Source organism: Xanthomonas sp. WHRI 1810A (assembly GCF_040202885.1).
Classification (GTDB): Bacteria; Pseudomonadota; Gammaproteobacteria; order Pseudomonadales; family Pseudomonadaceae; genus Aquipseudomonas.
On the sequence record NZ_JBEGED010000007.1, the window covers coordinates 242,249 to 266,857 of the forward strand.

The window sequence follows — 24,609 nt, forward strand, 5'->3', positions numbered from 1 at the left end:
GTGTACCGGCTCTCCCCTGATTCGGATGGCCTGCGTCTTAGGATAGTTCGGAATCGGAGAGAGAAAGAAGGAATGCTTGCAATCGAACGGCAGCCGTTCGTCAGTTGGATGTGCGAGCCCGCGTAGGACGCGGGATCGCGGGGAGAAAAATATTTTTTCCGTCAGCCTTGTGCGGTTTGTGCCGGGAACGTGTTTTTCCACAGTTCAAAACCACCGTCCAGACTGTAGACGTCCGAGAATCCCTGGCCCACGAGGTAAGCCGCAGCGCTCTGGCTGGAATTACCGTGGTAGCACACTACGACGAGGGGTTTATCCAGGTCGGCGTTGCGAATGAAGTCTGCGATGGAGTGATTGTCCAGGTGTTGGGAGTCTGGAATGTGGTTACTGGCGAATGTCTGTTGATCACGCACGTCAACCAGCACGGCGCCCTGTTCACGCAAGGCTTGGGCTTGTTCGGGCGCAATTCGTTTGAAGTCGGTCATGGCGTAGGCTCCTTGGCCGCGCAGATCCCGGGTGGTCGAGACCTGAAAAAGTGAATTCTAATGCCTGATCGCGTTTTGTTCATCCGCGCTCAATTGGCGAACTTTGCCCGGTTCGGCATAGCCCCCGTCGTCACACTCGCAACGGTGCATCTGAAGGGTGTCGACGTTCAGCATCGATAAGGCGGTGCCCCAGACGCAACCGGTGTCCAGTGCGTAAATGCCCGGTTCATCGCAACGACCTTCAAGCGCTGCCCAGTGACCAAAAATGATATTCAGGCCTTTGGTTTTCCGTTCTTTATAGCGGAACCAGGGCGCGTAGCCCGGGGGGGCGGCGTCGATGCCTTCTTTGGCTTTGAAGTCGAGCTTGCCGTCGCTGGTACAGAAACGCATGCGAGTGAAGTAGTTGGTGATGACCCGTAAACGGGTGACCCCGTTTAGATCCTTGTCCCACTTCGCAGGCTCATTGCCGTACATGCCGTCGAGGAAAGGCTCAAGCCGGTTGTCGTCACGCAGCGCTTCTTCCACTTCCTGAGCACAGCGCAGCGCTTTTTTCAGCGTCCATTGTGGTGGAATGCCTGCGTGCACCATCGCGATGTCGCGCTCCGGATCGTAGTGCATGAGCTTCTGCTGACGCAGCCACTGCAACAGTGTGTCTGCATCCGGGGCTTCAAGAATTTCCCGCAGCGTATCGCCCTTTTTCAGGCGCTCGATGTTGCGGCCTGCCGCGAGCAGGTGCAGGTCGTGGTTGCCCAGTACGCACACGACCGAGTCGCGCATCGCGTAGATGAAACGCAAGGTTTCCAGCGACTGCGGACCTCGATTGACCAGATCGCCGACCAGCCACAGCTGGTCTTTGCCCGGTTCGAACTTCACATGGGCAAGCAGACATTTCAGGGGCTCGAGGCAACCTTGCAGATCACCGACGGCATACACCGCCATCAGTGCAGGGACCCCGGCACCGCCAGCCGGAAAGGCGCAATGATGGCGTCGAAGCGCTTACCGTCGTCTGCGAGCATTTGGTAAGCGCCCTGCATGTTGCCGACCTTGGTAGTCATGACGGTGCCGCTGCTGTACGTGTGGCTTTGGCCCGCTTGAATCAGCGGTTGCTGACCGACGACGCCGTCCCCACGCACTTCCTCGACATTGCCATCACCGTCGGTAATGACCCAGTGTCGGGACAGCAGCTTGGCGGGCAATTCGCCGGTGTTGTGAACGGTAACGGTGTAGGCGAAGGCGAAGCGATTCTGCTCAGGCTGCGACTGTTCTGATAGAAAACGAGTGACGACGCTGACGTCGATCTGGTAACGGGGATCGGACATGCAAAGAGGCCTTAAAAGCGAAAGCGGAAAAAGCCGGAAAAAGCCCGGTGCAAACCAGTCTAGGACATGTCGCGGCTAAACGACTAATGCGTCCTGCGCAGAACATGTCCTGACCCTTTACTCGACAGCTGGCTTGTCGCTTAGTTTGTCGGCCAGTCTTACAAAGGCCGCAAGGTCCAGTTGCTCCGGACGTAATCCACCATCCACTCCAGCGTCGGCAATGTCCTCACTGGTCAGCAGGGCTTTGAGCGTATTGCGCAGGGTTTTACGACGCTGATTGAAGGCCTCGCGCACGACGCGCTCCAGCACCCGATGGTCTTTGGCCGGGTAAGGCAGGGTCTCATGAGGCACCAGCCGAACGATGGCAGAGTCGACTTTCGGGGGCGGATTGAATGCCCCTGGACCCACGTTGAACAAATGCTCCACGCGGCAGTGGTACTGAACCATGATCGACAGACGGCCGTAATCTCCGCCACCGGGCGTAGCCGCAAGACGTTGCACCACTTCTTTCTGCAGCATGAAGTGCATGTCTCGGATCAAGCCACTGTTTTGCAGAAGATGAAAAATCAGCGGCGTCGAGATGTTATACGGGAGGTTGCCGACCACGCGCAGGGTGCCTGGTGCGGCATTCAAGCTGGTGAAGTCGAACTTCAGGGCGTCGCCCTGGTGCAGATTGAAGTTGGGCAGGTTGCCGAACTGGTGCATCAGGATCGGGATCAGGTCCTTGTCGAGTTCCACAACATCCAGCTGCGCAGTGCTACTTAGCAGGCCCTCTGTCAATGCGCCCTGGCCCGGGCCGATTTCCAGCAGGCGGTCCTCAGGCTTGGCACGGATTGCGCGCAGGATCTTGTCGATCACGCCCGCGTCGTGCAGGAAGTTTTGCCCAAAGCGCTTGCGCGCCTTGTGTTGAAATTGCTCGCTCATTAATGCGTCTCGGCCATCTGATAGGCGGTTTCCAGGGCGACTTTCAGGCTGCCGGTGTCGATCTTGCCGCTGCCTGCCAGATCCAGCGCGGTGCCGTGATCGACTGAGGTGCGGATGATTGGCAAGCCAAGGGTCACGTTGACCGCCGCGCCGAACCCTTTGTACTTGAGTACGGGCAGGCCCTGGTCGTGGTACATCGCCAGCACCGCATCGCAGTGCTCCAGATATTTGGGGGTGAACAGAGTGTCGGCAGGCAGCGGGCCACGTAAATCCAGGCCCTCGCTGCGCAGGCGCTCCAATGTGGGTTCGATGATGTCGATTTCTTCGCGGCCCAGGTGGCCGCTTTCGCCGGCGTGCGGATTCAGGCCGCAGACCAGAACACGCGGCTGTGCGATGCCAAACTTGTTGACCAGGTCGTCGTGCAGGATGCGGATGACCCGTTCAAGGCGATCGGGAGTGATGGCGTCAGCGACATCGCGCAGCGGCAGGTGCGTGGTGACCAATGCCACGCGCAGGTCGCCGGTCGCCAACATCATCACGACCTGAGCGGTGTTCGTCAGCTCGGCGAGAAACTCTGTGTGGCCCGAAAACGCGATGCCGCTTTCATTGATCACGCCCTTGTGGACCGGGGCGGTAATCATGCCGGCAAAGTCTCCGTTCATGCAGCCTTGACCTGCGCGGGTCAGGGTTTGCAGGACGAATGCGCCATTGGCTTTATCCAGCTGGCCAGTGACCACCGGGGCAGAGAGCGGGGTGTCCCAGACATACAGGCTGCCGGCCGCAGCGGGCAGATCAGGCCAGGCGTCCGGGGTGACCGGCAGCAACGAGACGGCCACGCCCAGTTGCGCGGCTCGCTCAGAGAGCAAGTCGCGGCTGGTAATGGCAATCAGGGGGTGGGGCTGGGCGTGCGCTGCGAGCAACAGGCAAAGGTCAGGACCAATGCCGGCCGGCTCGCCGGGTGTCAGTGCGAAACGCTTGGGTTTCACTGCGCAGCCTGGTCAGCGCCAGGGACTTTGATTTCGACGTAGGCTTCGTCACGGATCTGACGCAACCAGGTTTGCAGCTCTTCATCGTACTTACGGTTACGCAGCACGCTCAAAGCCTGTTGCTCGCGAGCCTGATTGGTGCTGTCGGTAGCGCGACGCCCGAGCACTTCCAGCACATGCCAGCCGTAGGCCGTCTTGAATGGTTTGGAGAGCTCGCCCTGTGGCGTCTCTGCCATGACTTCGCGGAATTCAGGCACCAGCGAGTTAGGATCGACCCAATTCATGTCGCCGCCGTTAAGCGCCGAACCCGGGTCTTCCGAGAAACTCTTGGCCAGTTCGGCAAAGTCTTCGCCATTCTTGATGCGGTCGTAGATCTTCTGCGCCAGCAGTTTGGTTTCAGCTTCAGTGCGGATTTCACTCGGTTTGATCAGGATGTGACGCACATGCACTTCGTCGCGCATCTGGGTCTGGCCTTCGCCGCCGCGTTTTTCCAGCAATTTGAGTATGATGAAGCCACCCGGCGTACGGGCAGGGGGCGTGACTTCTCCGGCGCGCATGGTGCCGAGCATGTCCCCGAACGGTGGTGGCAACTGGGCAGCTTTACGCCAGCCCATGTCGCCGCCTTCCAGTGCGCTTTCGCTGGCAGACGAGGCAATGGCGAGCTGACCGAAATCGGCGCCTTGCTGCAGCTTGCCGTAAACATCTTTCGCTTTGGCAGCGGCTGCCTGAATCTGGTCGGACGATGCGCTGTCAGGCGTAGGAATCAGGATGTTAGCCAGGTGAAACTCTTCGGAAAACTGCGCCTTGGCCATATCGGAGGCCAGGAAGTTTTTCACTTCCTGGTCCGAGACCTGAATGCGCTCGGCAACCCGGCGCTGACGCACCCGGCTGATGATCATTTCCCGGCGAACCTGCTCACGGGCGCTCTGATACGACAAGCCGTCGTGGGTCAGTGCGGCCTTGAACTGTTCAACGCTCATCTGGTTACGCTGAGCAATGGTGCCGATGGCCTGGTTCAGCTCTTCGTCTGTAATGCGAATGCCGGAGCGTTCGCCGATTTGCAGCTGAAGGTTTTCCAGGATCAGCCGGTCCAGCACCTGAGACTGCAGGGCGCTGGGCGGGGGTACGCCCTGTCCACGCTTGGCGATGGTTTGCTGCACCTCACGGATACGTTGATCCAGTTGGCTTTGCATGACCACGTCGTTGTCGACGATGGCCGCCACCTTGTCGATGGAACGCACTTCAGCGTGCGCGACAGAACCGATGAGTAACGCGCCCAACATCAGGGGGCGCAGACAATCAGAAAGCTTGGTCTTCACGTTCACGATAACCTTGGATGCCTTGGTCGAGGAAGCTCTCTACTTTCTGGCCAACAACGCCACCAAGTCCCTTCAACACAATTTGTAGGAAAATGCCGCGGTCGCCTTTTTCGTTCTCAGGCGCTTCCTGGCTGAACTCGTCGTAGTCAACCCAGTAACGGTTGATCAGGCGCAGCTTCCAGCAGCAGTTGTCGTATTCAAAACCACCAAAGGCTTCGAGGGTACGGTTACGGTTGTAGTCGTACTGCCAGCGGCTGATCGCACTCCATTGAGGCACGATTGGCCAGATGACCGAGAAGTCATGCTGCTGGATCTTGTAGTAGTCCTTGATGACAGTGCCGTCGGCACCTACATAGTCACCCCCGCCCACAGTCCATCTGCCGGTATTTTGGTCGTAACGGACCTGATCGTTGCGATAGCGGTAGCCGGCATTGATGATCTTGCCCGGGTTGTCTTCAGGCTGATAGTGAAGCATCGCACTGCCGGAACGAGTGCTGCGGCTGTCCGGGTCCCAGTTGAAATCGGAAGATGCACGCCAGTCCCGATTAAAGCGGAATTCGTATTCCAGCGCGTAGGGGGAAACGTTCGCCTGGGCGTCCTCGCGTTCTTCAAAGCTGATGCCTGGCAACTGCACCTTACGATCAGCGAAGTACAACGCCTGACCTACACTGATGCGTTGACGCTCGAAGCCGTTTTCCTCTATCCAACGGTTGGTGATGCCCAGGGACAACTTGTTTTCGTCGCCGATACGGTCAGCGCCAACGAAACGGTTGTCGCGGAACAGCGAAGCGTAGTTGAACGTGGTTTCACCCGAGTCGAAGACCGGGATGTCATCCTGGTCTTTCTCTGGGACATACAAGTAGAACAAGCGCGGTTCCAGTGTCTGGCGATAGTTTTTACCGAACCACTGAGTGTCGCGGTCGAAATACAGGCCGCTGTCAACGCTGAAGATCGGGATGCTGCGGTCAACTGATCGGTCGAATTCACCACCCAACTGCTGCTTGCCTGTGCCGTCAAGATCAAGGTCATACTTGGTGTAGGCGTATTTAAACTTTGGAGTCACAAAGCCGTATGAGGCGGTCAACGGCAGGCTCATGGAGGGAACTATATTAAGGCGATCGCCGTTTGCACGGGCGAGGCCAGCAACGTTTGTATCCAGGCGTCGCGCAGCAATGCCATCCTGATTGGTGTAGTCGCCTGTTCGCAGGTCGCGGTCAAAGCGAACAGCTTCCGCCTCGTAATCGAATTTAATGCCGCCCGGGTTATAAGGAAGCGTGCCGTTTACTGTCAGTTGGGGCAGGCGACCATAGGGCGTGATATCTGTTACGTTGGCCAGCTCGTAGCGCTGTACATTCATCCGCGCCACATAGCTGTCGCCACGGTAGGTCAAGTCAGCTTGCTGATTGATCCAGTCGTTTGTAGCCAGACCTTCCTGGTCGGTTTTCAAATCCTGGAAATAGTACGGATCGCTGATGTCGGTGTAATCGACATGAGTTGCCCAGCGTGAATCCAGACCGCCCTGATGCTGCCAATTAATCATCCAGCGCTTGTCGGTGTAGTCCGACTGCAGCTTGCGCTCGTCTTCTTCATCGTTCAGGAAACCGCCGCCGAACTGGCCTTCACTGCTCTTGGTCAGGTAGCGGAATTCACCCTCCATCATCAAGCCGCGCTTGGCCATGTAGGTGGGGTACAACGTGGCGTCGTAGTTGGGCGCCAGGTTGAAGTAGTAAGGCGTGAGTAACGAGAGGCCGCTGTCGCTGCTGGCACTGATGCTAGGTGGCAGGAAGCCGGACTGGCGACGATCGTCGATCGGGAAATAGATGTAAGGCGTGTACAGGATCGGGATGTCTTTGACCCGAAGCGTGGCGTTGGTCGCCGTACCGAAACCTGTGGCCGGGTTCAAGGTGATGTTGTTGCCCTTGATCGTCCAGGCGTTGCTGTTGGGTTCGCACGTGGTGTACGTACCGTCCTTCAAGCGGATGATCGCGTTTTCAGCACGTTTTGCGTACAGCGCGTTGCCTCGCACGTTGGATTTGTGCAGCACGTATTCGGCGTTGTCGACCTGGGCTTCACCGGTATCGAGCTGCACCTCCGCGTGGTCGCCTACGATCAGGGCGCCGTTGTCGCGCAGACGGACATCGCCGTTCAGCTCGCCACGGTTTTCAGCCTGATGCAGCGACGCTTCCTGAGCCTGAAGCTGCATGCTGCCCTGACGCAGGACAACGTCACCGGCCAGAGTTGCAGTCTGCTCTTCCTGCTCGTAGCGCGAAGCCTTGGCACCGATGAAGGTCGGGGCCTCGTTCTTCGGAGTCTTGTCATCCATGCCCGGACGAATCGGCTCGACGTAGGCGCCAGAGCAGTACGGGCCGGTTTCGGCCAGTTGTGCAGGCGTCAGTTGAGCGCGGGGAACCCAATCGAGGTGGCTGTAGTCAGCACTACGCGAGCGCAGTCCGCGGCCTTTGGCCTCGGTGACCAGCGTCGTTTTGGGCACGACTTCGCCACCGGCAGTGGTCTCGGATTCCGTCACGGTGCCATTGGAGCTGACACTGGTCGTGCTGTGTACCGGCCGTGGGGGCAACTGCGCAGCAGTTGCTTTTGGTGCGCAATCCCAGGAGCCTGCGGCGGATACCGTGCAGTCAAACTGTTCTGCCGCCACCGCGAACTGGGTGGCTAGAGGTTGCATGGCCAGCAAACTGCCGGTAACAAGCAACGGAAATTTTTTTCGAAACGAGGGGGATTTCAATGCCATCTTATTAATCCGGGCTTCCTGCGCGCCATCTGCCCGCGGGGGGGCCGCACGCCTCTCGATGGGCTGAAAAAGATGTCGGATAATAAAGCATGACCCGCTTGACGGCTAGCGCCGTCGGAGACCCTTGCAATGCCAGATCAAGATGTACGCCTGCAACGCCTTAAAGTTTGGCTCGATGAGCAACTTCCGGTCCTTTTTGCCGCTCAGGATTGGGGCGCGATACCCCCGGCCACGTTGACTGCAGCCAGTAGCGATGCCAGTTTCCGGCGTTATTTTCGCTGGGAGGGCGAAGGCCGTACTTTTATTGTCATGGATGCACCACCCCCCCAGGAAAACTGCAAACCCTTCGTTGATATCGCTCATTTGTTAAGCGGATCAGGCATTAATGTTCCGAAAATTTATGCCGAAGACCTGAATCAGGGCTTCCTTCTGTTGAACGATCTGGGAAGGGAAACCTACCTGGATATCATCGAAGAGCAAAACGCCGATAAGCTGTTTGCCGATGCGATCGACGCGTTGCTGGCGTATCAGCAGCTGCCGATGGATGCGCCATTGCCCAGCTACGATGTGGCGTTGCTGCGTCGTGAGCTGGAGCTGTTTCCAGAGTGGTACGTGAAACGCCATTTGGGGATCGAATTTGACCAGGCGCAGCAAGCCAGTTGGCAGCAGGTCAGCGATCTGTTGATCGAAAGTGCGTTGGCCCAGCCGAAAGTGTTGGTTCACCGCGACTTCATGCCGCGCAATCTGATGCTCAGCGAGCCAAACCCGGGCGTCCTGGATTTTCAGGATGCGGTGTATGGCCCGGTGACCTATGACATCACCTGCTTGTTCAAGGATGCGTTCTTGAGTTGGCCCGAAGCCCGCGTTGATGGCTGGCTGAGGGGTTACTGGGCGCAGGCGGGCAAGCTGGGCATTCCCGTTCAGGACAGTGTCGATGAGTTTTTGCGGGCCAGCGATTTGATGGGCGTGCAGCGGCATTTGAAAGTGATCGGCATTTTTGCGCGTATCTGCCACCGCGACGGCAAGCCGCGCTACCTGGCCGATGTGCCGCGTTTCTTTGCCTATATAGAAGCGGTGTTGGCGCGCCGACCCGAACTCAATGCGTTGAGCAACCTGCTGACCAGTCTTGGTCAGGCAAAATAATAAGCTGCACAACGAGGACGTTGAATTGAACAAGACCAGGACAGTTTTGATGAGGGCTGCATGAAAGCGATGATCCTCGCGGCAGGCAAAGGCGAGCGTTTGCGCCCGCTGACCCTGCACACCCCCAAACCGCTGGTTCGTGCTGGCGGTGTTCCGTTGATTGAATACCACTTGCGCGCGTTGCGCAGCACAGGCTTCGAAGACGTGGTGATCAATCACGCCTGGCTGGGCCAGCAGATCGAAGACTACCTCGGAGACGGCAAGCGTCTGGGGCTGCGCATTCAGTACTCCCCGGAAGGCGAGCCGCTGGAGACCGGCGGCGGCATCTTTCGGGCATTGCCTCTGCTGGGTGACGAGCCATTTCTGGTGGTCAACGGAGACATCTGGACCGACTGCGATTTCACGGCGTTGAACACGCCCATTACCGGGCTGGCCCACTTGGTGCTGGTCGACAACCCTGAGCATCATCCGGACGGTGATTTTGCCTTGGTCGGCGGGCAGGTGCGAGACGATGCCACTTTGCCGCGCCTGACCTACAGCGGCATTTGCGTGCTGCATCCTCTGCTATTCGTGGGCTGCCCGGACGGCGCATTCAAACTGGCGCCGTTGCTGCGCAAAGCGATGGCCGAAGGGCTGGTGACCGGCGAGCACTTCACTGGTCGCTGGGTGGATGTCGGGACCCATGAACGACTGGCCGACGTCGAGCGCCTTCTCGCGGTGACTCGCTAAATGCTCTGGCCATGCACGCTGATTGGCGGCGGACTGGGCTATGCAATCGCCGATATTCCGGGCGCGATGCTTGGCGCCTTGCTGGGGCAAGCCCTCGACAGGCGTCTGCAACTACAGAGTTGGGCTCACCTGCGCGAGCGGCTGGGGGGCCGTGCCGTGCCGCGCGATGACGAGCTGATCTTCATCCTGTTGGGGCGGTTGGCCAAATGTGATGGTAGGGTGGTCGAGGGTCATATTCAGCAGGCGCGGGTCGAGATGAGTCGGCTGGGCTTGAGCGGGCCGGCGCAGCGTCGGGCGATTCAAGCGTTCAATCGCGGCAAGGACGGCCGTGATCGTCTGCACAATTTCCTGTACCGCTTGAGGACTCAGCCCCATGCCGCCGAAGGGTTGTTGCGCGCGTGTTGGCGTATGGCGTGGGCCGACGGCAAGGTGTCTCGGGCCGAGCGCGACCTCATCGTGTTGTGGGGCAAGTGGCTGGGCTGGCCGGCTGACAAGGTTCAGGCGCTTTCTGGCAGCGAGGACGATCAGCAGCCACGACGTTCCGTGACCCGCAGCGGCAATGACTACCAGGATGCGTTGCGTTTGCTGGGGGTCAAGGCTGATACGGAGCCCGCTCAGATAAAACGCGCGTATCGGCTACTGTTGAGCCGTCACCACCCGGACAAAGTGGCCGGGACAGGCGCCAGTCAGCGCCAGGTCCGCGATGCCGGCGAGCGCACCCGTGAGTTGCACAGCGCCTACACGTTGATCCGTGATCGGCGCGGGTTTCGGTAGCGCCTACTGGCTTTCGAGCCATCCTCGCACGCGCCGGGCCAGTTGTTCCTGATCGGCGGCGGAATTGCCCGGAATCGCGTTGAGCGTGATCTGGGTGAATTTGCCGCCTTTCACTCGTTTGCTGGCGTCCAGCCGCGCCTGCGCCTGTTTGCTTGCGACGGGGCGATCCTTCTCAACAAAGTCCGCCGTCGCGACCTTCAGGGTCGGGAGTATCTCCAGTAACGACGGCGTGTCTCGCCCTGTGTCCTGCGCCGTTACCATCACCAGTTTCTGCACGGCGGGCGACGCTTTCTCACCCATGTACCGTGCTGCCCAATACGCGCCGCTGCCGTGGCCGATCAGCACGATACTGCGCGCCTTATTCTGTTGTGCAAACGCCACGGCACTTTCGATGCGAGCGAAAATGCGCTCCGCAACGGCTTTTGCCTGCTCGGCGTCGGCGGCGGCGCGGGCAGCAGTGGCGGCCGCTTCAGCTTCTGCGGCGGCAGCCGGATCCACCGGCGTATCCTTGGGTTTCGCCTTGTCAGCGTCTGCGTCAGGGTTGGCTGCGGCAGGTTCGGCGTCGGGGGCGCGTGCAACAACGCCGTCCTCCAGCGCATCGGGCATCGTCAGGCTCAGGCTGGACCAGCCTACATCGGGTAACTTGCGGCGCAGCGGACCGACCGCGTTGGGCCAGTCTGCGTTTTCCCCTGCGCCGGGGATCACGATTACGGCGCCTTTGGGGCTGTCGATGTTCGCCGGTTTCCACAGCGCCAGAAAGCTCTCGTCCCCGGCCTGCAACTGCTGTTGTTCGGCTTGGGGTAACTGTCGTTCCAGCGCCAGGGCATCTTCCTGACTGCGGGAAGGAAACGCCGCACGTTCCACCGGTGCTTCAGCTGCAGGTGCATCTTTGCTGGGCGCAGGCTCGTCGGCTGCCAGAAGCGGCTGCGCAAACGGTAGTATTAGCGTCAGGCCGATCGCAGGAACCATTGCGCGGAGGGTGTAGGACATCGGATATTCCAAAAGCCGAAAACAGTCTCGGCAGCCTAAAGGGTTGATCAGTGTTTGTCAGGTGTGCGCCTGGCCATGCCCCCATGCGCCATCACCAACAGGGAAAGCGCACGCCGAATGATCAGTAGAAGGATGCAAACCATGGACATGCCACGTTGATCATTCGCGCACTTCACTTTCGGGTTATCGGCGGCTGGCGATGGCTCTTGATGGTCCTGGTGTTGGTCGTCGCACCGCTGTCAGTCATGGCGCAGAGTGCGGCGTCGGACCCACTGACCAGCCCCCAGCGCGAGTGGCTGAGCCAGCGCGGCCCGTTGCGTGTCGGCATCGTATTGCAGGCGCCCTACGCGCAGTTCGATCGGCGCGCACAGTTGTTCTCAGGTGCCAACGTCGATGTCGTGAACCTGTTGGCGAAGACCCTTCAGACCGAGCTGCTGTGGCGCAGTTATCCCGATCAGTCCGCGCTGGAGGAGGCGTTGGTCAGAGGCGACATCGACTTTGCGCCCGGCCTGACCCAGACGCCGGCAAGCCTGCGGCTGTGGCTGTTTTCCGATCCGTACATGCGCGTGCCCCAGCTGGTGGTGGGCGAGCGGGACGGCACCGGCGCCGTAGACCTTGAAAAACTCGACTCGCGCACCCGCGTTGCCGTGCGCATGCCGAGCCTGACCGCCGATTACCTGCGCGCCAATTACACGCACCTCAATCTGCAGGGTGTGCCGCTGGAGCGACAGGCCTTGCAGTTACTGCTCAGTCAGCAGGCCAGGTACGCGGTGATCGACGAGGCCCAGCTCAGCCGCCTGTCCCGCGAAGGCGAGTTCGCCGGGCTGGCGGTGGTCGGCGATGTGGGCTTCCCGCAACTGCTGCGTGTCGCATCCCGTCGAGACCTGCCGCAACTGGCCGAGATTATCAGCCGCGCATTGAGCGCAATCACGGCCAAGGATTTCGAGCAGGTGCATGCGCAGTGGCTGCAACCCAAATACCCGCAGTTGAGCGAGTCCCCCGGTCTGTGGCAAAACCTCACGCTGCTCTTATTGCTGGTGTCGGCGGCCTGCATCGCCATCGTTGTCGGGCAGCGGCGTCAGCAACACGTGCTGGAGAGGGAATTGCTGGCGGCTCGCGAGGACATTACCCAGCGTCAGGTCGGGGAAGAAGCCTTGCGCCTGGCACAGTTTTCCATCGATCAGAGCACCGTGGGGATTCTCTGGGTTAACTGGGACAGTCACGTGCGCTATGCCAATCAGGCGGCTGAAAGCATGCTCGGCTACCCGGCCGGAGGCGTGGTCGACAGGCCGTTGATCGACTTCGAACCGGGCCTGAACATGGATCGCTGGCTTAACCTCTGGCGGCGCGCGCGCTCCACGGACGAGGCTGCGCAGACCTTCGAAAGCAATTGCATCCGGGCTGACGGCAGCCTCTTGCCCGCTGCGGTGTCCTTGAGTTTTCTGCGCTTTCGCGAAGCGGAATACCTGGTGGTGTTCATCACCGACGTCACCGAACGGCGTCGCTCCCTGGCCGCGCTGCAAGAGAGCGAGTCGCGGCTGCAGGGGCTTGCCGAGCAGCTGCGTGAGTTGTCGGCTCACCTTGAAACCGTGAGGGAAGAGGAAAAGGCCCGCATTGCCAGGGAGGTTCACGACGAGCTGGGTCAGATGCTGACCGTGCTCAAGCTGGAAACATCTATGTGCGAATTGGCCTACGCTGATCTGGACCCTGGACTGCGTGATCGCCTGAACAGTATGAAGCGCCTGATCGCTCAGCTCTTCCAGTTGGTGCGCGACGTTGCGACGGCGTTGCGTCCGCCGATTCTTGATGCCGGCATTGCGTCGGCCATCGAATGGCAGGCCCGTCGCTTCGAGGCACGCACACAAATCCCTTGCCTGGTGGAGGTCCCGGACAATCTTCCACCGCTGTCGGATGCCACCGCTATCGGGCTGTTCCGGATCCTGCAGGAAGCGCTGACCAATGTGATGCGTCATGCCGAGGCGCACACCGTGGAGCTGCAACTGCGCCTGGAGGACGCCATGCTGTGCATGACCATCGCCGACGACGGTCGCGGTTTCCAGCAGGACGCCGCTCGGCCAGTGTCGTTCGGCCTCGTCGGGATGCGCGAGCGGGTACTGATCATGGGCGGACGATTGCAGCTGGACAGCGTACTGGGGGAGGGCACAACCTTGCGCGTCTACATCCCGCTGGACCAGGTCAATCAGGAGCAAGTGAAGTGATTCGTGTATTGGTCGCGGAAGACCACACCATTGTGCGCGAGGGCATCAAGCAGTTGATCGGCCTGGCCAAGGACCTGCTGGTGGTCGGAGAGGCCAGCAACGGCGAGCAACTGCTTGAAACCTTGCGTCACGTGACGTGCGAAGTGGTGCTGCTGGACATTTCAATGCCGGGCGTCAACGGATTGGAGGCGATCCCGCGGATTCGTGCGCTGCACAACGCGCCGGCCATTCTGGTGCTGTCGATGCACGACGAAGCGCAAATGGCCGCGCGGGCCCTGAAAGTGGGGGCAGCGGGCTACGCGACCAAAGACAGCGACCCCGCGCTGCTGCTGACGGCGATTCGGCGCGTGGCCGCCGGCGGGCGTTACATCGACCCGGACCTGGCGGATCGCATGGTGTTCGAGGTCGGGCTGACCGATAACCGGCCGCTGCATTCACTGTTGTCGGAGCGGGAGTTCTCAGTGTTCGAGCGTCTGGCCCAGGGGGCGAACGTTAATGACATCGCCCAGCAACTGGCCTTGAGCGGCAAGACCATCAGCACCCACAAAGCCCGGCTGATGCAGAAGCTGAAAGTCACGTCGCTGGCCGAGTTGGTGAAATATGCGATGGAGCATAAGTTGGTCTGATCGCTGGCGTGCCTGAAAACGACGCTTTGCGGTGTTCTTCCTGGCGTCATCGCGGGCAAGCGCGCTCCTACAGGACACCGCGACCCCTTGTAGGAGCGCGCTTGCCCGCGAAGGCTTTTATTCCAGGCAATGATTAGCCCGATTGAGCCATACCCATCCCCGCCATCCTTGTAGGGCAATCCCTACCCCGATCCTTCCACCCCCCTTAGGCGAATATCTCCTACGCCCCGATTTGCGTGGGCTTCAGGCTAATCTAGGCTCTATCCCACGGTTGATTAAGCAAAGGTGTGGGAAATGAGCAATGTCGATTCAAGCGCTGGGGCGAACGATGTTCTGGTCAGCTTTCGTGGCGTTCAAAAAAGCTACGACGGCGAGTCGCTGATCGTCAAAGACCTCAACCTGGACATTCGCAAAGGCGAGTTCCTCACCCTGCTCGGGCCGTCCGGCTCTGGCAAGACCACCAGCCTGATGATGCTCGCAGGTTTTGAGACGCCCACTGCCGGCGACATCCTGTTGGCCGGCCGCTCGATCAACAACGTGCCGCCGCACAAACGCGACATCGGCATGGTGTTTCAGAACTACGCGCTGTTCCCGCACATGACCGTTGCCGAAAACCTGGCGTTCCCGCTGTCGGTGCGCGGCATGAGCAAGACCGATGTCAGCGAGAAGGTCAAGCGTGCGCTGGACATGGTGCAGCTCGTCACGTTTGCCCACCGCTATCCTGCTCAACTCTCCGGTGGCCAGCAGCAACGGGTGGCACTGGCCCGCGCGTTGGTGTTCGAGCCACAACTGGTCCTGATGGATGAACCCCTCGGCGCCCTCGACAAGCAACTGCGCGAGCACATGCAGATGGAGATCAAGCACATCCATCAGCGTCTTGGTGTGACCGTGGTCTACGTGACCCACGATCAGGGCGAAGCGCTGACCATGTCCGACCGCGTAGCAGTGTTCCATCAGGGCGAAATCCAGCAGATCGCGCCGCCGCGCACCCTGTACGAAGAGCCGAAAAACACCTTCGTCGCCAACTTCATCGGTGAAAACAACCGCATCAACGGCACATTGCTCAGCCACGACGGCGAGCGATGCGTGGTCAGTCTGGCGCGCGGCGAAAAGGTTGAAGCGTTGGCGGTCAACGTCGGCCAGACAGGCGATGCGGTGACGCTGTCGATCCGGCCCGAGCGCGTGAACCTCAACGGCCGCAGCGAAAGCTGTGTGAACCGTTTTTCCGGGCGCGTCGCGGAATTCATCTACCTGGGCGACCACGTACGTGTGCGTCTGGAGGTGGCGGGCAAAACCGATTTCTTCGTCAAACAGCCCATCGCTGAGCTTGACCCGGGTCTGAGCGTGGGCGATGTGGTGCCGATTGGATGGCAGGTCGAGCACGCCCGCGCGCTGGACCCGTTGCAGGAAACGCACTGATTCAACCGCTGCAGTCAGCAATAAAGCAGAACCACCCAGAGGCGAAAACATCGCCCCCTAACGCTTGACCAACACCGCTCGTGGAGAGAACAGCACATGCTCAAGACATTGAAACTCACCGCCATCACGCTGGGCATGATGTGCGCAGCGCAGGCCATGGCGGCTGACCTGACCGTCATTTCCTTTGGCGGCGCCAACAAGGCCGCTCAGGAAAAGGCGTTTTATGCACCGTGGGAAAAGGCCGGCAGCGGCAAGATCATCGCCGGCGAATACAACGGCGAGATGGCCAAGGTCAAAGCCATGGTCGACACCAAGAGCGTGACCTGGGACCTGGTCGAAGTCGAATCGCCGGAACTGTCTCGCGGCTGCGACGAAGACATGTTTGAAGAGCTCGATCCGGCCATGCTCGGCAAAAGTGATGACTACGTGCCGGGCGCCATCCAGACCTGCGGCGTTGGCTTTTTCGTGTGGTCCACGGTCTTGGCCTACAACGCTGACAAGCTGAAATCTGCGCCGACCGGCTGGGCCGATTTCTGGAACACCGAGAAATTCCCCGGCAAGCGCGGCCTGCGCAAGGGCGCCAAATACACGCTGGAATTCGCGCTGATGGCCGATGGCGTAGCGCCGAAGGACGTCTACAAAGTGCTGGCCACCAAAGAAGGTCAGGACCGCGCATTCAAGATGCTCGACAAGCTCAAGCCAAGCATCCAGTGGTGGGAAGCGGGCGCTCAACCGCCGCAGTATCTGCAGTCTGGCGACGTGGTCATGAGTTCGGCCTACAACGGCCGCATCGCTGCCGTGCAAAAGGAAAGCAACCTGAAAGTGGTGTGGACCGGCGGCGTGTATGACTTCGACGCCTGGGCTATTCCAAAAGGCGCGAAGAACGCCGCCGAAGCCAGGAAGTTCATCGCCTTCACGCTCGCGCCTGCCCAGCAAAAGACCTACTCCGAGAACATCGCTTACGGCCCGGCCAACAAGGAAGCGGTCAAGCTGCTGAGCGCCGACACCCTGAAAAACATGCCGACCACCGAAGAGAACATCAAGGATCAGGTGCAGATCGACGTGAAGTTCTGGGCTGACTATGGCGAAAACCTTGAACAGCGCTTCAACTCCTGGGCAGCCAAGTAAGCCCGCCGGTAAGCGTTTCAGGTTGAGTTAGATCCGGGTGCGTTTCCTGTTCGGTCAACGGCAGGAAACGCACTCTTTGTTCGAAGATTTCGGAGTTCGTTATGGCCATCGCCGTGCCCCTGACTGAAGGCGCCAGCCCCACCTTGAAGCAACGCCTGGCCCGAGCCGAGCGCGTCAACCGCTGGAAGGCGCAGGCGTTGATCGCGCCGCTGGCCATCTTCCTGTTGCTGGTGTTTCTGGTGCCCATCGCCGCGCTGCTCTACAAGAGCGTCAACAACCCGGAAGTGGTGGGCGGTATGCCGCTGACCGTGGTGGAAGTGGCGAAATGGGATGGCAAGGGGTTGCCCAGCGAGTCGGTCTATAAGGCGCTGAGCCTGGACCTGGCCGAAACCCGCAAGAATCAGACCCTGGGCGATCTGTCCAAGCGTCTGAACATGGAGCTGGCCGGTTATCGCAGCCTGCTGGCGAAAACCGCACGTGCATTACCGTTCAAGGAAGAGCCCGCTTCCTATAAGGAAGCGCTGGAGTCCCTCGACGAACGCTGGGGTGATCCGGCGTACTGGCAGGCGATCCGCCGCAACACCTCGAGTTACACCCCCTATTACCTGCTGGCCGCCGTTGATCATCGCATCGATGACCTCGGCGAACTGGCACCCACCACGCCGGATCAGGCGATCTACCTCGACATCTTCGCGCGTACGTTCTGGATGGGGCTGGTGATCACCGTGATCTGCCTGCTGCTGGCGTACCCGCTCGCTTATTTGCTGGCCAGCCTGCCCGCGCGGCAAAGCAACCTGCTGATGATTCTGGTGCTGCTGCCGTTCTGGACCTCGATTCTGGTACGGGTCGCGGCCTGGATCGTGTTGCTGCAATCCAGTGGCTTGATCAATGGCGCGCTGATGGCCATGGGCATCATCGATAAACCGCTGGAGCTGGTGTTCAACCGGGTCGGCGTTTACATCTCCATGGTTCACATCATGCTGCCGTTCATGATCCTGCCGATCTACAGCGTCATGAAGGGCATCTCGCCGACCTACATGCGGGCGGCGATTTCCCTGGGCTGTCATCCGTTCGCCAGTTTCTGGCGGGTGTATTTCCCGCAAACCTATGCCGGCATTGGCGCGGGCTGTTTGCTGGTGTTCATCCTGTCGATTGGCTACTACATCACCCCGGCGTTGCTCGGCAGCCCGAACGATCAAATGGTCAGCTACTTCGTCGCGTTCTACACCAACACCAGCATCAACTGGGGCATGGCCACGGCGCTGGGCGGTTTGCTGTTGCTGGCCACCGTCGTGCTGTATCTGATTTATAGCTGGCTGGTCGGCGCCAGCCGCCTGCGATTGAGCTGAGGAGCGTCATCATGTTGAGTCCCTATTCCTCGCCTATCGAGCGGGTCTGGCATTACGCGCTGCGCATCGTCTGCGGGCTGGTGTTGCTGTTTCTGGTGCTGCCGGTGCTGGTGATCATCCCGCTGTCGTTCAATTCTGGGAGTTTTCTGGTCTATCCCCTGCAAGGGTTTTCGCTGCACTGGTATCAGGATTTCTTCGGTTCGGCGGAGTGGATGCGCGCGCTGAAAAACAGCGTGATCGTCGCGCCGGCTGCGACGGTGCTGGCGATGAGCTTTGGCACGCTGGCGGCCATCGGCCTGACGCGCAGCAATTTCCCCGGCAAGTCGCTGGTCATGGCGTTGGTGATTTCGCCGATGGTGGTGCCGGTGGTGATCGTCGGTGTCTCCAGCTATCTGTTCTTCGCGCCGCTGGGGCTGGGCAACAGTTATATTTCGCTGATTCTGGTGCACGCTGTACTGGGTGTGCCGTTCGTGATCATCACCGTGTCGGCCACGCTGCAGGGTTTCAACTACAACCTGGTCCGTGCTGCCGCGAGCCTGGGCGCGTCGCCGGTGACCGCGTTTCGCCGGGTGACATTGCCGTTGATTGCACCAGGGGTTATTTCCGGTGCGCTGTTCGCCTTTGCCACCTCCTTCGATGAAGTAGTGGTGACGCTGTTTCTGGCGGGCCCCGAGCAGGCGACCTTGCCTCGTCAGATGTTCAGCGGCATCCGCGAAAACCTCAGCCCTACAATCGCTGCAGCGGCCACGCTGTTGATCCTGTTCTCGGTGGTCCTGCTGTTGACCCTGGAGTGGTTGCGGGGGCGTAGCGAGAAATTGCGTACGGCGGTGGAGTGATCAGCGCCTGAGCGATTGCTATCGCGAGCAAGCTCACTCCTACAGGGGGCAACACATTTCCTGTAGGAGCGCGCTTGCCCGCGAAGCTGTTTCCCGATCCAGCGTTGGCCCAGGATCAGAACCCCCGCATTCATCCGCCACCCAACCCCATTCCAATCCCTTGGAGTACAATGCGCGCCACCGTGATTTCGCTCAAAAAAGGTGCGTCATGCAGCCCTTCGTCATTGCTCCGTCGATTCTTTCCGCTGACTTCGCCCGCCTGGGCCAGGAAGTCGACAACGTCCTCGCTGCCGGGGCCGACACTGTCCATTTCGACGTCATGGACAATCACTACGTGCCCAACCTGACCATCGGTCCGATGGTCTGCTCGGCACTGCGCAAATACGGCATCATCGCACCGATCGACGTGCACCTGATGGTCAGCCCGGTTGATCGCATCATCGGCGACTTCATCGAAGCCGGCGCGACCTACATCACCTTTCACCCCGAAGCGACCCAGCACATCGACCGCTCGCTGCAGTTGATCCGCGAAGGCGGTTGCAAGGCGGGCCTGGTGTTCAACCCGGCCACCCCCTTGAACCTGCTGGAATACGTCATGGACAAGGTCGACATGATCCTGCTCATGAGCGTTAACCCAGGCTTTGGCGGGCAGAAGTTCATCCCCGGCACCCTCAACAAGCTGCGTGAAGCCCGGGCGCTGATCGATGCCTCCGGTCACGACATCCGCCTGGAGATCGACGGCGGCGTCAACGTCAATAACATCCGCGAAATCGCTCTGGCTGGCGCCGACACGTTTGTCGCCGGTTCGGCGATCTTCAATGCGCCGGACTACAAAGAAGTCATCGACAACATGCGTGCAGAACTCGCGTTGTCCCGCGCATGAGTGGCTTCGAGCAGCTGTTCCCGGGTCGTCTGCCCAAACTGATCATGTTTGATCTGGACGGCACACTGGTCGACTCGGTGCCCGATCTGGCGGCAGCTGTGGATAAAACCCTGCTGGCGCTCGGTCGCCCGGCGGCCGGTATCGAGCGGGTGCGTGACTGGATCGGCAACGGCGTGCGCGTGCTGGTACGCCGTGCACTGGCCAACGACCTGGACCACTCGAACGTCGACGAAGCATCCACGGACGCCGCATTGGCGATCTTCATGGAGGCTTACGGTGGGAGCCACGCGCTGACCCGGGTTTACCCCGGCGTGCGCGAGACCCTGAAGTGGCTGCAGAAGAATGGCGTGGAGATGGCCCTGATCACCAACAAGCCGGAGCGTTTTGTCGCGCCGTTGCTCGATGAGTTGAAGCTGGGGCGGTTCTTTCGCTGGATAGTTGGCGGCGACACGCTGCCACAGCAGAAGCCTGATCCGGCAGCACTGTTTTTTGTGATGAAAATGGCCAACGCGCCAGGTTCGCAATCGTTGTTCGTGGGCGACTCGCGCAACGATGTCCAGGCGGCAAAAGCGGCCGGTGTGGCGTGTGTGGCACTGAGCTACGGCTACAACCACGGACGCCCGATTGCCGAGGAAATGCCCGCCCTGGTGATCGACGATTTGCGCAAATTGATTCCCGGTTGCTTAGATTTTGGCGCTGAGATAACGTTGCCCCACGTTCAATCCCCCTCCGTTAGAGAATCCATCGTGGTGGTCACTCGCAAACTCTGGATGAAAGTCATGAAGGCCCTGGCCCGCTGGCGTTGGCGCGCCTGACTTGAATCTGGCCGGACGTCCGGCACGTTTGCACACCTGACCGTTTTACCCTCACACCACGAGGCTGATTATGATCCGCGAAGAATTCCTGCGTTTGGCCGCTGAAGGCTATAACCGCATCCCGCTTGCCTACGAGACCCTGGCTGATTTCGACACGCCGCTGTCGATCTATCTGAAGCTGGCCGATGAGCCGAACTCCTATCTCTTGGAGTCGGTGCAGGGCGGCGAGAAGTGGGGCCGTTATTCGATCATCGGCCTGCCGTGCCGCACCGTGATGCGGGCCCATGAGCACCACATCAGCGTGACCCACGATGGCGTTGAAATCGAAAGCCTCGAATCCGAAGACCCGCTGGCGTTCGTCGAGGCCTTCAAGGCGCGCTACAACGTCCCGACCATTCCTGGTCTGCCGCGCTTCAACGGCGGATTGGTCGGCTATTTCGGTTACGACTGCGTGCGCTATGTGGAAAAACGCCTTGGCGCCTGCCCGAACCCTGATCCACTGGGGGTGCCGGACATCCTGTTGATGGTGTCCGACGCCGTGGTCGTTTTCGACAACCTGGCGGGCAAGATGCACGCCATCGTGCTGGTCGACCCGGCTCAGACCGATGCGTACGAAAGCGGCCTGGCACGGCTTGAAGCGTTGATGGAAAAACTGCGCCAGCCGATCATCCCGCGACGAGGTCTGGACTTGACCCGTCCTCAAGCGCCCGATCCGGTCTTCCGCTCCAGTTTCACCCAAAGCGATTACGAAAAAGCCGTCGACACCGTCAAGGAGTACATCCTGGCGGGCGACTGCATGCAGGTCGTGCCGTCGCAACGGATGTCCATCGACTTCAAAGCGGCACCCATCGACCTGTACCGCGCCCTGCGCTGCTTCAACCCCACGCCGTACATGTACTTCTTCAACTTTGGCGATTTCCATGTGGTCGGCAGCTCGCCGGAAGTGCTGGTGCGCGTCGAAGACAATCTGATCACGGTCCGCCCGATTGCCGGGACCCGTCCACGGGGTGCGACTGAAGAAGCGGACTACGCGCTGGAAGTCGATCTGCTGTCGGACGACAAGGAAATCGCCGAGCACTTGATGCTGATCGATCTGGGCCGCAACGACACCGGTCGTGTGTCGGAAATAGGCTCGGTAAAACTCACCGAAAAGATGGTCATCGAGCGTTATTCCAACGTGATGCACATCGTTTCCAATGTCACCGGCCAGCTGAAAAGCGGGCTGACGGCGATGGACGCGCTGCGGGCGATTCTGCCGGCAGGCACGTTGTCTGGCGCGCCGAAGATTCGCGCGATGGAAATCATCGACGAGTTGGAGCCGGTCAAGCGCGGCGTCTATGGCGGCGCGGTGGGTTATCTGGCGTGGAACGGCAACATGGACACCGCGATTGCGATCCGCACTGCCGTGATCAAGGACGGCGAGCTGCACGTCCAGGCCGGTGGCGGTATCGTCGCCGACTCGGTGCCTGCGCTGGAATGGGAAGAAACCCTGAACAAGCGTCGCGCGATGTTCCGAGCGGTGGCGTTGGCGGAGCAGACGCCGGAAGGATGACAGGGTGTGAGCATGCCCCTGTTGGAGCGAGGCTTGCCCGCGAATGAAGACACCGCGGTGTATCAGGTAGCCCGCGCGGTGAGCTTCGCGGGCAAGCCTCGCTCCAACAGGGCAATCATCAGAAATCCAGACTCACCGCCAGATTCACCCCCTGCTGCGTCACGTCATCATTCTTGCGCCAGTTGTAGCCCGCACGCACGGTCAGGTCCTGCATCAGCCGCTGACTCACGCCCAGACTTGCGCGATTCAGACTGCGCTGCGGCTCATACCCCTCCAGATTGAAATCGATGCCCGGCACGCTGTTCAGGGCAATGGTCACGTCCTGCTGATCATTGTCGAACTCGCGTTCATGGGCGAACTCGCCGAACACCTGGGTCTGCGGCGTGACATCAAACTTGCCCTGCAGGCCTGCGCCGAGGCGTTTCGAACGACGTGTCTGATCATCGAACGATAACGCCGTCGAGCGCGTCCCGTTTTCCGAATACCCGTCCACATCAATGTGCGCGTAGTCGGCGCTGACGAAGGGCGACAGGTGCCAGCGGCTGCTCGACTCAGCGAGATCGAACCCGACGCGTCCACTGACAGCCCAGAGATTGCCATCGGTGTCGCCTTTCTCTGTGCCTTCGCTGACACCGAGCGCGAACTTGCGTTTGAGGCTGTCGTAATCCTGTGTGCCGCCTGATGCTGCCAGATCTGCCCACCAGTGATTGGCCTGAAACTGCACGAATGCAGTAGCGATGTAGCTGTTGAGTTTGTAGTCCGAATCCTTGGGGCCGGCTTCCAGCGTCTGCCGATAGCCGCCAGCAACCAAGCCTGCCCGCCAGTCTTCAGCGAAACGGTAGCTGCCACCCACCGTGACGTTGTAGCCGTGACCGTCGGCGTCGGCAGAGTTGCTTTGCGCATCGAAATCCATTTTCTGACCGCCGCCTGCGACGATGGCCCGCCATTGTCCGACGTTCTGCCAGTTGCCCCAATCCGCCAGCCACTGGCTGCGCAATTCATCCTGTTGCGCGCGCAACGTCCCGGTGGCCATTTCCGGCAACAGGGTGATCTCCCAGGGAGCCGAGAGGATGGAATAACCGTAATCGGCAATCAGCCGTTGGCCTGCGACTGTCGGGTGCACGCCGTCGTTGAACAACAGCTTGGTGGGATCGGGGGTGGCGCTGTCGATGCCGAACGCGGTGTTCTGCGTGCAGTTGTTGCCGCTGAAACAGGTGCCCACCAGGTTTTGATTGGCGGCGAGCCCGAACCGGGCAGGTTCGGCCAGGACTTCGCGCAGCAGGCCTGGCACGTTGAGGGGGATGATTTGAGCGTCGATCCCGCTGAGCCGACCGATCAACTGTTGGTTGAAGACGCCGCTGAGCAACGTCGAAGGCAGTTGCAGAGGCGTGCCCACCACTGCCGGGGTCTGGCCGATGTCAGGCAGCAGCCAGACCATGATGTATCGCGCGCCGGCCTGTTGCAGCGCCTGCGCACCGTTCGCCAGATTGTTCGCCGCCGTGACTGCCTGCCCAGGGCTGAGCACCCGGCCCTGAAGAAAATCGTTGCCACCTCCGGTCAGGTAGTACAGCGCATTGGGATCGGCCTGAAAATTATTGCCTGCCAGATACCCCGGTCGCTCACGGAAAACGGTTTCGACCCCGGTCGTGGTGTCGGTGTTGGCCACCTGCGATTGTGACGTGATGGCCTCGTAGATCTGATCGGTACGATCACCCCCCACCGCCCAGTTGTTACCGTCCGCCAGCCCCAACGCTTGACGAACGGGCGAGGTTGAAGAGGCTAGATCGCCCGGCGCCACGCCCAGCATGCTGCCGAGCAGCGTGGACGAATTCAGGCCATAGACTTCGCCACTGCCATTTTGAAACGTAGGACCGGTCCGATTGGTGAAGCGAAGGGTCGCGCCCTGCGGCCCGCCGGCGTCCGGGAACTGCCCGGCGTCGGCGAGGCTGTCACCAAAGACCACCATCGTTGAGTAAGGGGAGGAAGCTGCCACAGCAGAGGAGCAGGCAAGCGTGAGCAAACAGGCCGCGAACGGCAGTGACAGAGTGGTCTTGAGCATCGAGAGGTCCTTTCTTTTTATAGTGAATCCGTACTGCAAGGTAGCAGCCACCCCCGAGCGCGCCAGTCAAAACGCCCGTTTGAACAAAGATTCTGTGCTGCGTCAAAGCCGTTGGTCTGTATCGCAATAGCTGCCAATCCCCGGCCAACGGCGTTTGCAGGCCACCATCCGGGTACGGCGATATTGCACGGTATGCGTCGGTAGGCTACTGTGCCGCAACGTACGAACGAGACCTTTCCTGTGTCTATTGTCAGCAAACGCTTGATGCGCGTTATCAAGGCTCACGCCCGTTGGCGTTGGCGCGCCTG

General features: G+C 60.2%; 21 protein-coding genes. 12 read left to right on the forward strand and 9 right to left on the reverse strand.

Annotated features, from left to right (window positions below):
• Nucleotides 1–161 precede the first annotated feature (161 nt).
• The 7 genes from glpE to ABQX22_RS13030 all read right to left on the reverse strand — a co-directional run bounded on the left by glpE (nt 162) and on the right by ABQX22_RS13030 (nt 7,713).
• Nucleotides 162–482: a thiosulfate sulfurtransferase GlpE gene (gene glpE, locus ABQX22_RS13000; RefSeq protein ID WP_349800080.1), complete on the reverse strand. Its 321-nt coding sequence runs from the start codon at nt 480–482 to the stop codon at nt 162–164.
• Nucleotides 483–539: 57 nt separating this feature from the next.
• On the reverse strand, nt 540–1,421 hold the full coding sequence (locus ABQX22_RS13005; protein ID WP_349800082.1) for a symmetrical bis(5'-nucleosyl)-tetraphosphatase: 882 nt from the start codon (nt 1,419–1,421) through the stop codon (nt 540–542).
• Nucleotides 1,421–1,801 (reverse strand): Co2+/Mg2+ efflux protein ApaG, encoded by a 381-nt coding sequence (gene apaG / locus ABQX22_RS13010; RefSeq protein ID WP_349800084.1) that lies wholly within the window; start codon nt 1,799–1,801, stop codon nt 1,421–1,423. Before apaG ends, ABQX22_RS13005 begins: the two co-directional genes overlap by 1 nt.
• A 117-nt stretch (nt 1,802–1,918) precedes the next feature.
• Nucleotides 1,919–2,725 (reverse strand): 16S rRNA (adenine(1518)-N(6)/adenine(1519)-N(6))-dimethyltransferase RsmA, encoded by an 807-nt coding sequence (gene rsmA, locus ABQX22_RS13015; protein WP_349800086.1) that lies wholly within the window; start codon nt 2,723–2,725, stop codon nt 1,919–1,921.
• Nucleotides 2,725–3,711, reverse strand: a complete 987-nt coding sequence (gene pdxA / locus ABQX22_RS13020; RefSeq protein ID WP_349800088.1) for a 4-hydroxythreonine-4-phosphate dehydrogenase PdxA — start codon at nt 3,709–3,711, stop codon at nt 2,725–2,727. Before pdxA ends, rsmA begins: the two co-directional genes overlap by 1 nt.
• The gene (surA, locus tag ABQX22_RS13025; protein WP_349800089.1) at nt 3,708–5,030 is read right to left on the reverse strand and encodes a peptidylprolyl isomerase SurA; all 1,323 of its coding nucleotides are present in this window, start codon (nt 5,028–5,030) and stop codon (nt 3,708–3,710) included. Before surA ends, pdxA begins: the two co-directional genes overlap by 4 nt.
• Entirely contained in the window at nt 5,011–7,713 is a 2,703-nt protein-coding gene (locus tag ABQX22_RS13030; protein WP_349800091.1) for an LPS-assembly protein LptD, read from the reverse strand. The genes surA and ABQX22_RS13030 overlap by 20 nt, the downstream gene beginning before the upstream one ends.
• Nucleotides 7,714–7,908: 195 nt before the next feature.
• On the opposite strand from ABQX22_RS13030, the gene ABQX22_RS13035 reads away from it, so the two are divergent.
• Genes ABQX22_RS13035 through ABQX22_RS13045 form a run of 3 tightly spaced genes read left to right on the forward strand, consistent with a single transcriptional unit; the run spans nt 7,909 to nt 10,425 of the window.
• Complete coding sequence (locus tag ABQX22_RS13035; RefSeq protein WP_349800093.1) at nt 7,909–8,922, forward strand: aminoglycoside phosphotransferase family protein; 1,014 nt, start codon at nt 7,909–7,911, stop codon at nt 8,920–8,922.
• A 60-nt stretch (nt 8,923–8,982) separates the two neighbouring features.
• Nucleotides 8,983–9,651, forward strand: a complete 669-nt coding sequence (gene murU / locus ABQX22_RS13040; protein WP_349800095.1) for an N-acetylmuramate alpha-1-phosphate uridylyltransferase MurU — start codon at nt 8,983–8,985, stop codon at nt 9,649–9,651.
• The gene (locus ABQX22_RS13045; protein ID WP_349800097.1) at nt 9,652–10,425 is read left to right on the forward strand and encodes a TerB family tellurite resistance protein; all 774 of its coding nucleotides are present in this window, start codon (nt 9,652–9,654) and stop codon (nt 10,423–10,425) included.
• 3 nt (nt 10,426–10,428) lie between these two features.
• Here the strand turns inward: ABQX22_RS13045 and ABQX22_RS13050 are convergent, their stop codons facing one another.
• The gene (locus ABQX22_RS13050; protein ID WP_349800099.1) at nt 10,429–11,415 is read right to left on the reverse strand and encodes an alpha/beta hydrolase family protein; all 987 of its coding nucleotides are present in this window, start codon (nt 11,413–11,415) and stop codon (nt 10,429–10,431) included.
• A gap of 155 nt (nt 11,416–11,570) precedes the next feature.
• On the opposite strand from ABQX22_RS13050, the gene ABQX22_RS13055 reads away from it, so the two are divergent.
• The 9 genes from ABQX22_RS13055 to trpE all read left to right on the forward strand — a co-directional run bounded on the left by ABQX22_RS13055 (nt 11,571) and on the right by trpE (nt 22,242).
• Complete coding sequence (locus ABQX22_RS13055) at nt 11,571–13,634, forward strand: PAS domain-containing sensor histidine kinase (RefSeq protein ID WP_349800101.1); 2,064 nt, start codon at nt 11,571–11,573, stop codon at nt 13,632–13,634.
• Nucleotides 13,631–14,260 carry a response regulator transcription factor gene (locus ABQX22_RS13060; protein WP_349800103.1) on the forward strand — a complete coding sequence of 210 codons (630 nt, stop codon included), beginning with the start codon at nt 13,631–13,633 and terminating at the stop codon, nt 14,258–14,260. Before ABQX22_RS13055 ends, ABQX22_RS13060 begins: the two co-directional genes overlap by 4 nt.
• A 294-nt stretch (nt 14,261–14,554) precedes the next feature.
• Nucleotides 14,555–15,679, forward strand: coding sequence for an ABC transporter ATP-binding protein (locus ABQX22_RS13065; RefSeq protein ID WP_349800104.1), 1,125 nt, complete (start codon nt 14,555–14,557; stop codon nt 15,677–15,679).
• A gap of 96 nt (nt 15,680–15,775) precedes the next feature.
• Nucleotides 15,776–16,807: an ABC transporter substrate-binding protein gene (locus tag ABQX22_RS13070; RefSeq protein WP_349800106.1), complete on the forward strand. Its 1,032-nt coding sequence runs from the start codon at nt 15,776–15,778 to the stop codon at nt 16,805–16,807.
• Nucleotides 16,808–16,908: 101 nt separating this feature from the next.
• Entirely contained in the window at nt 16,909–18,156 is a 1,248-nt protein-coding gene (locus ABQX22_RS13075; RefSeq protein WP_349800108.1) for an ABC transporter permease, read from the forward strand.
• 11 nt (nt 18,157–18,167) lie between these two features.
• Nucleotides 18,168–18,992: an ABC transporter permease gene (locus ABQX22_RS13080; RefSeq protein WP_349800110.1), complete on the forward strand. Its 825-nt coding sequence runs from the start codon at nt 18,168–18,170 to the stop codon at nt 18,990–18,992.
• 208 nt (nt 18,993–19,200) lie between these two features.
• On the forward strand, nt 19,201–19,875 hold the full coding sequence (rpe, locus tag ABQX22_RS13085) for a ribulose-phosphate 3-epimerase (protein WP_349800112.1): 675 nt from the start codon (nt 19,201–19,203) through the stop codon (nt 19,873–19,875).
• Nucleotides 19,872–20,690, forward strand: coding sequence for a phosphoglycolate phosphatase (locus ABQX22_RS13090; protein ID WP_349800114.1), 819 nt, complete (start codon nt 19,872–19,874; stop codon nt 20,688–20,690). Before rpe ends, ABQX22_RS13090 begins: the two co-directional genes overlap by 4 nt.
• A 70-nt stretch (nt 20,691–20,760) precedes the next feature.
• Complete coding sequence (gene trpE, locus ABQX22_RS13095; protein ID WP_441005273.1) at nt 20,761–22,242, forward strand: anthranilate synthase component I; 1,482 nt, start codon at nt 20,761–20,763, stop codon at nt 22,240–22,242.
• 118 nt (nt 22,243–22,360) lie between these two features.
• Here trpE and estP read toward each other — a convergent pair whose 3' ends face one another.
• Nucleotides 22,361–24,301, reverse strand: a complete 1,941-nt coding sequence (estP, locus tag ABQX22_RS13100) for an esterase EstP (RefSeq protein WP_349800116.1) — start codon at nt 24,299–24,301, stop codon at nt 22,361–22,363.
• Nucleotides 24,302–24,609: the final 308 nt, after the last annotated feature.